General features: G+C 38.3%; 10 protein-coding genes. All 10 read right to left on the bottom strand.

Annotation, left to right across the window (positions count from 1 at the left end):
- Nucleotides 1-119: 119 nt before the first annotated feature.
- A complete protein-coding gene (gene murB, locus ACE38V_RS06930; RefSeq protein ID WP_375840487.1) occupies nt 120-1028 on the bottom strand; it encodes a UDP-N-acetylmuramate dehydrogenase in 909 nt (302 codons plus the stop codon).
- 60 nt (nt 1029-1088) lie between these two features.
- Entirely contained in the window at nt 1089-2192 is a 1104-nt protein-coding gene (gene murG, locus ACE38V_RS06925) for an undecaprenyldiphospho-muramoylpentapeptide beta-N-acetylglucosaminyltransferase (RefSeq protein ID WP_375840486.1), read from the bottom strand.
- A gap of 262 nt (nt 2193-2454) precedes the next feature.
- Nucleotides 2455-3555: a stage V sporulation protein E gene (gene spoVE, locus ACE38V_RS06920; protein WP_375840485.1), complete on the bottom strand. Its 1101-nt coding sequence runs from the start codon at nt 3553-3555 to the stop codon at nt 2455-2457.
- A gap of 110 nt (nt 3556-3665) precedes the next feature.
- Nucleotides 3666-5018 carry a UDP-N-acetylmuramoyl-L-alanine--D-glutamate ligase gene (gene murD, locus ACE38V_RS06915; protein ID WP_375840484.1) on the bottom strand — a complete coding sequence of 451 codons (1353 nt, stop codon included), beginning with the start codon at nt 5016-5018 and terminating at the stop codon, nt 3666-3668.
- On the bottom strand, nt 5019-5993 hold the full coding sequence (mraY, locus tag ACE38V_RS06910) for a phospho-N-acetylmuramoyl-pentapeptide-transferase (protein ID WP_375840483.1): 975 nt from the start codon (nt 5991-5993) through the stop codon (nt 5019-5021). It lies immediately after the preceding gene.
- 1 nt (nt 5994) lies between these two features.
- Nucleotides 5995-6447 carry a hypothetical protein gene (locus ACE38V_RS06905; protein WP_375840482.1) on the bottom strand — a complete coding sequence of 151 codons (453 nt, stop codon included), beginning with the start codon at nt 6445-6447 and terminating at the stop codon, nt 5995-5997.
- Nucleotide 6448: 1 nt separating this feature from the next.
- Nucleotides 6449-7909 (bottom strand): UDP-N-acetylmuramoyl-L-alanyl-D-glutamate--2,6-diaminopimelate ligase, encoded by a 1461-nt coding sequence (locus tag ACE38V_RS06900; protein WP_375840481.1) that lies wholly within the window; start codon nt 7907-7909, stop codon nt 6449-6451.
- Nucleotides 7910-8324: 415 nt separating this feature from the next.
- On the bottom strand, nt 8325-10253 hold the full coding sequence (locus ACE38V_RS06895) for a stage V sporulation protein D (protein ID WP_375840480.1): 1929 nt from the start codon (nt 10251-10253) through the stop codon (nt 8325-8327).
- 161 nt (nt 10254-10414) lie between these two features.
- Nucleotides 10415-12595: a penicillin-binding transpeptidase domain-containing protein gene (locus tag ACE38V_RS06890; protein ID WP_375840479.1), complete on the bottom strand. Its 2181-nt coding sequence runs from the start codon at nt 12593-12595 to the stop codon at nt 10415-10417.
- The gene (gene ftsL, locus ACE38V_RS06885) at nt 12592-12960 is read right to left on the bottom strand and encodes a cell division protein FtsL (RefSeq protein WP_375840478.1); all 369 of its coding nucleotides are present in this window, start codon (nt 12958-12960) and stop codon (nt 12592-12594) included. The genes ACE38V_RS06890 and ftsL overlap by 4 nt, the downstream gene beginning before the upstream one ends.
- Nucleotides 12961-13036 lie beyond the last annotated feature (76 nt).

The following is a 13036-nucleotide window of genomic DNA, read 5'->3' as shown; positions in this document are numbered from 1 at the left end:
GACTGATTAGTTAATAAACGGCACGAATTCTCATGCCGTTATCCACATTCTAACATTTAAAATGTTGTCTAGTGTCATATTATAACACAATATTTGTCATTCGTAAGAAGAAAATCCTGTTACTTTCGGCCAATTATTTCTACTTCTGTTTCCATTTTCACACCAAATTTTTCGTCAATTGATTTTTTCACAAAGTCGATAAGTGCGAGCACATCTTCTGCAGTCGCATGACCAGCATTTATGATAAAATTCCCATGCATTTCAGAGATTTGCGCATTCCCGATAGAATATCCCTTCAGTCCTGACTCCTCAACCAATTTTCCTGCATAATTTGGAAGTGGATTTCGAAAGATGCTGCCTGCACATGGATAATTCCAAGGCTGAGTCACTTTGCGGTATTCTTTATTCTTTTGGATTTCTGCAATGATGATTTCACGATTCCCTTTCTTTAATTGAAAGATCGCTTCAACAACAATTCCAGGACGCTTCTTTTGTAACACCGATGTACGGTAGCTAAATTCCATCTCTTCATTCGTCAGCCATTCTAGCTTGCCATCATCAAATAAAATCAGCGCTTGAGTCAGAATTCTGGAAATATCTGATCCATGGGCACCAGCATTCATATACACAGCACCACCGACAGATCCTGGAATACCCCCAGCAAATTCTAGCCCTGAAAGACCTTGGCGACTGATGGATGTGGCCAAACTAACAAGTGAATAGCCTCCTCCCACCTTTACTTCAGTTCCTTTTATTTCTAATTGATTGAGTCCAGCACCAAGTTTAATGACAACTCCCTCAATTCCTTTATCCGAAACAAGCAAATTGGATCCACGACCAATTGCTCTCCATTTCATCTGATATTGATGAATGTACTCCATCGTTTTTTGAAGGTTTTCAATGGATGAAGGCTCAATAAATATTTCTGCAGGTCCACCTATTTTAATCGTCGTATGGTTTGACATAGGTTCATTTTCTTTTATTTTACCAATATTTTCTTCCATTATTTTAGTCAAAAATTCTTTCATGATAACCTCCCTCTCGCTTACTTTGATGTTCTTATATTCTATGCTTAAGAGCAAAATGGGCTACTTTTGTTTTTGTTTCACGAGCTCTTCCATGACATTATATAATCTTTTAGCTGCATCTGGAATTCCAAGCTCAAGGGCGGATTTTTTCATTTCATTTAAGACTTTATCATCCATTAGAATTTGATCTATATGTTCCACTAGCTTCTTTCCGGTTAATTCCTTTTCAAGCAATATTTGCGCTGCTCCGTGGTCACTTAAAGCTCTTGCATTCTTTTCCTGATGATTATTCGTCACATAAGGGCTTGGTATTAAGATGCTTGGAATTCCTAAGGATGTGAGTTCTGCTAATGTAGTCGCACCCGCACGGGCAACAGTTAAATCAATTCCTGCTAAAACCTCAGGCATATTATGAATAAATGGCTTAATAATCACATTTTCTGGATTTCCTACTAACTGAACTTCCTTTTGTACTTCTTCAAAATGGGCATCTCCAGTTACATAAAGAACCTGATATTTTCTTGCCCCAAACTCAGCTAAAGATTTAATTACCGCTTCATTAATTGGACGTGCACCTCTACTACCACCAAAAATTAAAACCGTCGGGATTTTCAAGCTTAATCCAACAGAAAGACGCCCTTTTATTCCATCCTGACCTAATACCTCAGATGCTCGCGGATTTCCGGTCATCGTTACTTTATCTTTTGGAAAGAATTCAGCTGCCTCTTCAAAGCAAACAGCAATTGCGTTAACAAATCGGCTAAGAAACTTATTCGTTAATCCTGGGACGCTGTTTTGCTCATGAATAATCGTTGGAATTCCCAACTTTGAAGCAGCATAGACAACAGGTCCGCAAACATAGCCTCCTGTCCCAATCACAACATCCGCTTTAAATTGCTTCAAAATTTTTTTACTGTCTCTCACACCTTTTAAAAATCGATAAATCGTTTTTACATTTTCAAAGGAAAGCTTTCTTTTAAAACCTGTAATATGTATGGATTTAAAGGGAATATTTTCTCTTGTCACAATCTTGCTCTCTAATCCTTTTTCCGTGCCAATATATAAAAATTCAGCATCTCTAGTTTCCTTTTGAATCTCTCGAATTAAGGCCAGAGCCGGATAAATATGGCCGCCGGTTCCTCCTCCACTAACGACAATACGCATTTTTTCACCTCATTAAAGAGTGTTCATTCTTATTGCAATCAACAATCTTTCTAATCCAAAGCATTCTTTTTCTCCCCTATTCTACTATACTCTAGACTACAACTTAGTTTCTACACAAGAATGTCACTTAAATGTAATATTTATGGAAAATTCATCATTTTTTGATACAAAAATAAAAGAACCCTGTAATAAACAGGGTCAGAAGTTTTACAAGATTTTTTTGTTCAATGAACAAAAAATTTGGCATGCCATCTTTAAAAGCTTAATACCTTGAGTGTCGACTAATATTTAATAATACCCCTATAGCCATTAACATAAGCGTTAGCGATGATCCTCCATAACTCAGAAATGGAAGCGTAATGCCTGTTACGGGCATTAATCCCGTGACTACTCCAACATTAATCATGACCTGAATGGCTACCATTGCAATAATCCCTACTGCGAGAAAACTTCCATATAAATCTGGTGCTCCCAAAGCAATGCGAATCCCCCGCCATAACAATAGAGCGAATAGTAGTAAAACAAAAGAGCCTCCGATAAACCCTAGCTCTTCAGCAACAATGGCAAAAATAAAATCCGTTTGAGGCTCAGGTAAATAAAAGAACTTTTGTCTGCTTTGCCCTAGACCTAACCCAAATAAACCTCCAGGACCTATTGCATAAAGGGATTGAATAATTTGAAAACCACTATCTTGCGGATCTCCCCATGGATCCAGAAAGGATGTAATTCGCTTCATGCGGTATGGAGCGGAAATAACTAAGCCAACAAATCCAAGTACCCCAATCATTCCTAAACCAACAAAATGGCTTATTCTTGCTCCAGAAATAAAAATCATGACAACACAGGTTCCTACCATAACAGTCCCTGTTCCTAAATCCGGTTGAAGCATAATCAATCCAAAAGCTAAAAATACTAACCCTAATGATGGAGCCAGTCCATTTTTAAAGGAAGTAATTTTCTTTTGATTTTCCGAGAGAAACTTAGCAAGAAAAGTAATCATGGCAAGCTTCATAAATTCAGAAGGTTGAATCGAAAATGCCCCTACCCCAATCCAGCTTCTTGAGCCATTTCTCTCTGTTCCGATTCCAGGAATAAGAACAACAATTAATAGAGCAAAACAAATGATTAATAATGGTTTTGACCATTTTCGCCATGTCCAATAATCCACATTCATGAAAAAGAACATCGCGACAATACCAGCTCCAGCAAAAAGAAGCTGTCGCTTGGCAAAGAAAAAAGAATCATCAAATTTGTACTCTGCCCAAATGGCGCTTGCACTATAAACCATAATCAAACCTACGGCAAGCAAGGCAAAAGTGGTCATAATCAAAATCATATCGGGAGTTGCTTTTTTTGTCGGCACTGCACACACCTCGAACGGCAAGTTTTAGGGCCTGTATGAGTGTGGACAAAACCACGCTCGAACAAAATTCTTATGATGAAATACCGGATGTTTTACATATAGACAAGCCCTTACTTAAGCTTATGCACCGCACTCGTAAAAATGTCTCCCCTAACCTCAAAAGTTTTATATTGATCCCAACTTGCACATGCAGGGGATAAAAGAATAACATCATTCGGCTCAGAAAGTTCAAAAGCGACTGGTACGGCTTTTTCAACATTATCGACACGCTGAATCGTTTTTATTCCTGCAAGTTTCGCCACACGCTCTAATTTCTCTGCTGTTTGGCCAAAGGTAATAATCGCTTTGACCTTCTTAAATAGTGGTAACAATTCATCAAACTCATTCCCCCGGTCAAGTCCTCCAGCGAGAAGTATAATCGGCTGCTCAAAAGCTTTAATGGCATTCGATGTCGCCAAAATATTGGTTGCTTTTGAATCATTATAAAATCTTCTTCCTGCTATTTCTCCTATGAATTGCAGACGATGTTTTACACCCTTAAAGGTACTTAAAACATGAAAAATGGCTTCATGATCAACGCCTGAAAGCTTTGCGGCTGCAACTGCACACAAGATATTTTCCAGGTTATGGGCACCCGGTAAAACGATATCCTTCGTTTCCATGATTTTTTCACCTTGGAGCATAATCCAACCATTTTCAATATAAGCTCCGTTATCCATTTTTCTTTTAGTTGAAAAAGGAATTATTTGCGCTTTAGATTGACGGGCAATGGCCATTACCTCATCTTGTTCAGCATTTACTATTAAATAATCTTCTTCCATTTGATTCTTTGTAATTCTTGCTTTCGCTTTCTCATATTCTTTTCTAGTTCCGTGATAATCTAAATGAGCATCAAATAGATTGGTGATAATGGCAATTTTCGGACGAAAAGCATCAATCCCCATTAATTGAAAAGAGGATAGTTCGATCACAATTTTATTGTCAGCATGTGCTTTTTGAGCCACTTCGGATGCAACTGTACCAATATTCCCTGCAATTAATGGTTTTTTCTTACCTGAATGAAGCATTTCATAAATTAATGTAGTAGTGGTTGTTTTTCCATTTGTTCCTGTAATCGCAATAAAAGGAGCCTCTGACACTTGATAAGCGAGCTCCACTTCTGTAATTACCGGTATTTCTCTCTTCAAAGCTTCCACAATCATTGGATTGTGGTAAGGAATGCCTGGGTTTTTCACTACTATTTCAAAACCATCCTCAAGCAGTTCCACAGGATGCTCCCCACAGATTACCTTTATTCCTTGCTCTAATAAACCTTGAGCGGCTGGATTTTCTGATAAAGGTTTATAATCATTTACCGTTACGAAAGCACCTAGTTTATGTAAGAGAGATGCCGCTCCAACACCACTTTTTGCTAACCCTAATACTAAAACCTTTTTGTGAAGATACGTATTAATCTTTTTCAATTACATCCACACCTCGATATAGATTCCAATTATTGCAAACAATAATCCTACCGTCCAAAACGTTACCACGACACGCCACTCAGACCATCCACCAAGCTCATAATGATGATGCAATGGACTCATGCGGAAAATTCTTTTTCCTGTTGTTTTAAATGAGATTACTTGCAAAATAACGGACAAAGTCTCAATCACAAAAACGCCACCAATAACGATGAGTAAGATCTCTAGTTTCGTTAATATAGCTACTGAGGCAATGGCTCCACCTAGTGCTAAAGAACCGGTATCCCCCATAAACACTTTAGCAGGATGCGCATTAAATACTAAAAAGCCAAGGACTGCTCCAACCACGGCCACTGAAAAAATAGAAACTTCAAAAAGCGATTGATTCCAAGCAAGGACAGCTAATGCACCAAAAGCAATGGCAGCAGTTCCTGATACTAATCCATCTAAGCCATCCGTTAAGTTAACAGCATTTGAAAATCCGACTAACCAAAAAATGATAAAAAGTGCATATCCCCATCCTAAATCAAAGGAATAATCCGTAAAAGGAATTTCTATTTCTGTTGAAAATCCACTATGCTTGATAATGAAATAGAAAATAATAGAAATAATGATTTGACCCAATAGCTTTTGCTTTGAAGTCAGCCCTAGATTTCTTTTCATCACTACCTTTATAAAATCATCTAAAAAGCCAAGTAGACCAAATCCTAAAGTGACAAATAAAAGTACAAAAGTTTTCACTGTTGGCTCTGCAAATTTCTCCGTCATGATTAGTGTTGTCACAACGATGGAAAAAAGGATAATAATCCCACCCATGGTCGGTGTCCCAGATTTCTTTTGATGGGATTTAGGACCTTCCTCACGAATGTTTTGTCCAAATTTCAACCTTCTTAAGAAAGGGATAAATATGGGCGATAAGAGAACAGCAATTAAAAATCCGAGTAAGATCGTGAAAAAAATAACTTGCTCCAACATATTACCCCCTCCTTTCCGTACGAATTTGCTCGATCGATTGTTGCAGCTGCTGGGCAATTACCGCGATATTTTTTGTTTCTTCATGATGAAGAAGGTTATCCTCCTCAAAAAGAAAATTCGCCAATTCGTTTTTGTTAAACTTGTTTTCTTCTAATTTATCTAAATATAGTTTTATCATGTTCAATAAGCCTTTCAATAAATCATTTGTTAAAAAAATTGGAAAATCATTTGGAGTATAAGGAGGAATGCTTTTCTCCTCATTCCATACAGCCGCAATCGCTCCATTCCTAATTGCTTCCTTCAACTCGCCGGAATCGCTGAAAATTGGAAAAAATAGTCCCTTAGGCTGTATGGAAGAGGCACGTAAAGCAACTGTTTTGTAAATAATCTTCTCACTGATATACCCTCTATTTTTTGGAAATAATGTCATTAAGTCCGCGTTCTTCAAAACCATACTATCTCTCCTCAATTGCCTCTCTTGCAACAAGGCGATCATCAAAATCATGAAATTCTTTTCCGATTTGCTGATACGTTTCATGTCCTTTACCGGCAATTAGAATGATGTCCTGTTCACTTGCTTGACGAACGGCATGGAAGATGGCTTCTCTACGATCAACCATGACCTCATATTTTCCCCCCTTCACACCTTCTGTCATATCTAACAGAATTTGTTCAGGATCCTCACTTCTTGGGTTATCTGACGTAAAAATCGGATTTGTACTGTATTTACATGCAATTTGAGCCATTAACGGTCGCTTTGTCTTGTCTCTGTCTCCACCACAACCGACAACGACCAAAACTCTTTTCTTTGCAAATTCATTGATGGTTTTCAAGGCATTTTCAAGACTATCAGGAGTATGTGAGTAATCAACAATAACGGTAAAATTCTGACCCGCGTTCACTAACTCAAAACGACCAGAAACTCCTTCAATTTTCGCAATCGTCGCTATGATGGAATCTATCGATACTCCAGAAACAAGTCCAGCTGAAATACTTGCAAGTACATTATAAACACTGAATTTTCCAAGTAACTGCATGGAAATGAAATGCTTGCCGAATGGGCTGATTAGCTCAAAAGTAGTTCCATTCGCCGTAATCTCAATATTTCTTGCCATAATATCTGCTTCTTCATCGATCCCATATGTCACAATAACTGCCGATGTGGAGCGGATATATTCCTTACTTGCCGGATCATCCATATTTAAGACCGCATATTTAGGGCGATCATGATAATAGACATTTCCAAGTTGAGCAAAGAGGAGACCTTTTGCTCTGCGATAGTCATCCATTGTTTTATGATAGTCTAAATGATCCTGTGTTAAATTTGTAAACACAGCGACATCATAATCCACGCCATGAACTCTCCCTTCATCGAGAGCATGGGAGGATACTTCCATCGTAACGTTTTCAACTTCACAATCAACCATATCCTTCAATGTTTTTTGTAAAGTTAAACTTTCTGGAGTGGTATTTTTCGTATCATTGATTTGGTCGCCAATTTTTGTATACATTGTTCCAATTAAGCCAGTCTTTTTCCCTGCATCAATAAGAATTTGATCAATTAAGTGGCTTGTCGTTGTTTTTCCATTTGTGCCAGTAATCCCTATAACATGCATTTTATGACTTGGTTGACCAAAAAATGCGTCAGCCAGAACGGACAGTGCTCTTTTCGTATCTTTGACAACAATAACTGGGACATCAAGTTGCAGCTTACTTTCAGCTAATACTGCTACAGCTCCTTTTTTCACAGCATCTAATGCAAATGAATGCCCATCCACGGTGTACCCTTTTATACAAACAAATAAGCTACCCTCAATCACTTTTCGATTATCATTTGCAATCGAGGTGATTTCCGGATTATCTCCAGAAAAAGACACAAGCGGGTGTAACTTTTCTAGAAGAGTATGTAATTTCATTACTATTCAATCCTCTCAAAAGTAAAAAACTTAAAGCATTAGCAAAAAACATGCGACTATTATTTTACATGAAAAATGAACTTTACGCTATGTATTATGATGGATTTGAGAATAAATTCAACAGTAAATTCAATCGTTGTTCCTAATATCCTCTTCCATAGTTAAAGGGTGGGCAGTTGGAACACCACCCACCCATCTATTTTTATCCCACTCTTAACGGACAGTAAGACTCCCACTTAAAGATTCTGAGATTTCGAAGAAGATAAGTGGGAGATCAACTGTCCGTAAAGGTCCGATAAGTGAAATAAGATTTTTCTTTGGGCTTCAGCCCTTAGAAAAATCAATCAGGCTTTGCGTGACTAACCATCAGTGGGGGATGAATGAAAACCCCCACTGATGGAAGTTTCACTTTATTTTAGTTATCTTTTTCTTCATCGTTAAAATATAAGCGAATCGTAGAACCTTCTTTTACCTTCACACCTGGTTCTGGAGATTGCTTGATAACCGTATCTCCTGAGCCACTTGCATCAATTTTTAAATTAACGAATAATTCCTCTAATTCGCTTTTAGTCATTCCGACTACATCTGGAACTTTAATAAGCGGGGTATCCGGCCAAGTTATTTCCTTTTCAATTTGGTCCTTCCTTGGCTTCACACCCATGCTTCTAAGACTATCCTCCATAATATTTCCCACAATAGGGGCAGCAACGACTCCCCCGAATTGAACGGTCCCTTTTGGATTATCGACGGCTACGTACACAACTAATTGCGGATCATCAGCGGGAGCGAACCCGATAAAGGAAACGATATGGTTATTTTCTAAATATCTTCCATCCTTGGCTTTTTGGGCCGTCCCAGTTTTTCCCCCAATACGGTAACCTTCAATAAATGATCTCTTTCCTGATCCTTGCGCAACGACACTCTCCAATGCATATCGAATTTCTTTCGATGTTTTTTCGGAAATAACCTTCCTTTTAGCCTTGGGCGAATTCCTCATGACCACTTCCCCTGTCGTCGAATCAACTAATTCTTTCGCTATATATGGCGTATATAGCGCCCCTCCATTGATTGCCGCCGACAGGGCCGTGACCTGTTGAATCGGTGTGACAGAAACCCCTTGACCAAAAGCCGTTGTTGCTAATTCTACCGGACCGACTTTATCAATATTAAATAGAATTCCTTTTCCTTCACCTTGAAGATCAATTCCCGTTTTTTCACCGAAACCAAAATCTTTAATATATTTAAACAATGTATCTTTTCCTAGCCTTTGACCCAATTCCACAAAACCAGGGTTACAGGAGTTTTGGACGACTTCTAGAAAAGTTTGATCCCCATGACCACCGCTTTTCCAACAGCGAAGTCTAGAACCATCCACTTTTACATAGCCGGGATCATGAAAATGCTCTTTTTCTAAATCTACCTTTTTTTCCTCCAGTGCAGCCGCTAAAGTAATAATCTTAAAGGTTGAACCTGGTTCATAAGTGCTCCAAACAGGAAGGTTTCGATTATAAATTTCTGGTGCTACATTTTGAAAATTATCCGGATCAAAATCTGGTCTGCTGCTCATCGCGAGAATTTCACCCGTATTAGGATCCATCGCAATCGCCATAATGCCATCAGGATTATAGGTTGCTTGCGCAATATCAAGCTCTCTTTCCACAATCGTTTGAACTTTTGAATCAATGGTTAGCTTTAAATCTAGCCCTTCAACAGGAGCCTTGTAATCATCCGCCATATCATTCATCCGTTCCCCTTTGGCATTGGCATAAAATTGAACAGAGCCCTTTTCTCCTTTTAGTTCTTTATCATAATAGAGTTCCAATCCCATTAACCCTTGATTATCCACGCCAGTAAACCCTAAAACATGGGACAAATAGTTTCCAAAAGGATAATGCCGTTTGGAATCTTCCCCAATATAAACCCCATCTAACCCTAAGCCTCTGATCTCCTTCGCCTTTTCATGAGAGATTTTTCGCCCTTCCTTAATTCGGACAATAGATTCCTTTACTGTAATTTCCTTATAGACTTTTTCCTTTGAGAGATTCAATGTTGCAGCTAATTTTTCTGCTGTTTTGGCGGGATCCTTAATTTGTCTTGGAACTACATAAACGGTTGGAGCACTAATATTAGTTGCCAGTTTCACACCATTTCGATCAACAATGTCACCTCTTTCAGGTTCAAACGGAATTTCACGGCTCCATGAATTTTTCGCAAGTCCTGTCAACCAATCACCTAAATAAAATTGAACATACCCCAATCTGACATCAATAATAAAAAAGATAAGAAACCCAACTAACAACGCTGCTGTTAATCGTTTTCGAACGGTAACATTTGATACTCGCATAAGCTCATTCGAACCTCCTCACATTTGGCTCGTTTAAATATATGCTTGTACCTCGTCCTATAGAACTTTTGAGCGATTTCCACTAAACGTCCATTCATGGCAAAAAAAAAATTGGCGTTTCCGCCAATTTTTTCATCATTAGAAATGATCTAACCACCTAGTCATTCATTCGCCGCTTCTTTATTCGTTTTTTTCTTTCCCTCTATTTGCTCCTGTGCCGTTTGCAGGTTAACAACTAGATAATCCCCTTTTTTGATTTCCGTTCCAGCTTTCATATTCTGCTTCGTGACATATCCTTCACCTGTAGAGTTCAATTTTAAATCGGCAATCTCTGTCACCTTGAGGACATCCCTTAACGACCATCCTACCAGGTTAGGAATCGCCATTTTCCCTGTCGTTTTCACAACCACCTTTTCTCCCTCAAGAATGGTAGTACCTTTTTCAGGTAGTTGTGCATGAACTTGGTCACCTGTTCCTAACACTTCAAGTTCAACACCTTTTTGCTCTAATGCTTGTTTTGCTTCATCAACAGACATTGTGGTTAAGTCAGGAACCGTAATAATTTCTTTTTTCTTTTGCTTTGTCGGTTTAATATTCATATATTGTAAGCTGTTCTTCATCACTGATTTAAAAATCATCGATACCGGCTCAGAACCGCTCACACTTGCATCAATTTCCGGCTGCTGCACAGCAACATACATAATCAATTCAGGATCATCCTTTGGTGCCATCCCTAAAAAGGAGAATACATAATTCTTATAGCCTTCTAAATACCCTCCATTCGGATCTGGAATCTGGGCTGTACCCGTTTTCCCAGCGACATCATAGCCAGGGATATTATAGATTTCATACCCAGTACCTTTTTTAGAGGTGATGACCGTCTCAAGAATGTCCCGTACTTCTTTCGCCGTTGCCGCTGAAATTGGTTGGCCTGCTACCTCTGGTTCAACTTGTTTAATCACTTTATTCGTATTGGGATCAACTACTTTATCAACAACATGTGGTTTCATCATTTTGCCATCATTAGCAACTGCTGTTGCAGCTTGAATTTGCTGAATCGGTGTGATGGCAGTTCCTTGTCCAAATGCCGTTGTCGCCTTTTCAATTGGATATTGAAAAAGGATTTTCCCACTTGTTTCATTGGGAAGATCAATTCCAGTTGGTTTATCGAAACCGAATTTCGTCAAATATTGCCGGAATTTTGTAAAGCCCAATTGTTCCTTTGCGATTTTCGCAAAGGCAACGTTAGAGGACCGTTGAACCCCTTCTAAATAGGTGATTGTTCCCCAACCAACCCCGCCATTGTGGTCTGGAACAATATTAGGCCCTACAGCGTAAGTACCAGATTTATACCATGCATTCGGATTAAATACATTTTCCTGAACGGCGGCGGATAAAGTAAACATTTTCATTGTTGAACCAGGCTCATATGATTCTTCTATCGCCAAATTATGCCAGCTATTTTCAATTCCATCCCTTGTCATCGGATCAAATGTCGGCCTTTGCCCCATCGCAAGAATTTCTCCTGTCTTTGGATTGGCGACAATCGCAATGATTTTTTTAGGATTATAGGTTTTCTGAACCTTTGTTAAGGATTCTTCTAAGAAGGTTTGAATTTTTTTATCAATCGTTAAGTACACATCATTTCCGTTCTTTGCCGGTTTTACTTTTTCCTTACTATTTGGAAGTAAATAACCCCACAAATCGCTCTCATAATCGATTTTTCCGTTTGTCCCAGTGAGCTCATGATCCATACTCTTTTCAATACCAAGCTGCCCCACCATTTTGTTATTTTTTTGATCCGCATAACCGACTAAATGAGAAGCGAAATATCCATTAGGATAGAATCGTTTCGTTTCGCGATTAAAAATGATCCCAGGAAGCTTTAATGCTTCAATTTGATTCTTTTGTTCATAAGTCAGGCCTCTTCCAGCCTTGCCAAATTCAACTTGTTTTTTCTTTTTCGTTAAAATTCTATAAATCTCAGATTCCTTTAAATCAATATACTTGGATAATTCCCGCGCCGTTTTCTCAGGGTCTGTGACATGCTGTGGCTCTTTTGGGATAATCGTCATCTTCTTATCAAGTATAGCCACCACCGTAAAAGTAGACGTGTCTTCAGCCACGATTTTTCCAGTCCTGTCAAAAATGTTCCCTCGTTTTGCATCTAAAGATTCAACCTTCATATATTTCTGATACGCCTTTACGGATAGATTTACACCATCTATTTTTCCCGTAACCTGAATGCCGACAAAACGAAATATTAAGACAAAAAAGAGCAGGCAAAATATTACTAATAATATCGCTGCTCCTATGTTCATATTTTTTTGTTTTTTTATCATTTTTCTTGCACAACCTTAACGTTATTCTCATTTAATTTAAGGCCTAATTTTTTTGCCTTCGTTATAATTCTATCATATGTACTTAATTCGCTCACCTGCATTTTTAAGTCATTATTTACCTTTTTTTGGTCTTGAATCGAGGTTTCAGTTTCCTGAATATTTTTATTCATGTTATATATCATGGCTTGATTTGATATTACATGGACTCCACCAAAGCAAAGTGCTGCACCAAAAATAAGCCCTAAAATTTTCTCTCCAGGCGAAAACCATGATTTCGATATTTCTGCTTTTTTAGGTGCAAGTTCTTTTTGATATTTCTTCTTTTGTGTTTCTTCCTGCTGTAATGTTCTTGCTAGATTACCCATCCAATTCGCCTCCTAAAAAATGAATACCTTCCCCTCTTACTGACTATTTCCCTGATCTAACAGAATCTTCATTTTG

The sequence above is a fragment of the Cytobacillus sp. Hz8 genome (genome assembly GCF_042263505.1).
Classification (GTDB): domain Bacteria; phylum Bacillota; class Bacilli; order Bacillales; family Cytobacillaceae; genus Bacillus_BE.
This window is presented reverse-complemented; position numbering and strand designations above follow the sequence as displayed.

Coding starts and splice junctions, on each gene's coding strand:
- murB (WP_375840487.1), bottom strand. CDS start 1,028: ATGAAAGAATTTTTGACTAAAATAATGGAAGAAAATATTGGTAAAATA.
- murG (WP_375840486.1), bottom strand. CDS start 2,192: ATGCGTATTGTCGTTAGTGGAGGAGGAACCGGCGGCCATATTTATCCG.
- mraY (WP_375840483.1), bottom strand. CDS start 5,993: ATGTTGGAGCAAGTTATTTTTTTCACGATCTTACTCGGATTTTTAATT.
- ACE38V_RS06905 (WP_375840482.1), bottom strand. CDS start 6,447: ATGGTTTTGAAGAACGCGGACTTAATGACATTATTTCCAAAAAATAGA.
- ACE38V_RS06900 (WP_375840481.1), bottom strand. CDS start 7,909: ATGAAATTACATACTCTTCTAGAAAAGTTACACCCGCTTGTGTCTTTT.
- ACE38V_RS06895 (WP_375840480.1), bottom strand. CDS start 10,253: ATGCGAGTATCAAATGTTACCGTTCGAAAACGATTAACAGCAGCGTTG.
- ACE38V_RS06890 (WP_375840479.1), bottom strand. CDS start 12,595: ATGATAAAAAAACAAAAAAATATGAACATAGGAGCAGCGATATTATTA.
- ftsL (WP_375840478.1), bottom strand. CDS start 12,960: ATGGGTAATCTAGCAAGAACATTACAGCAGGAAGAAACACAAAAGAAG.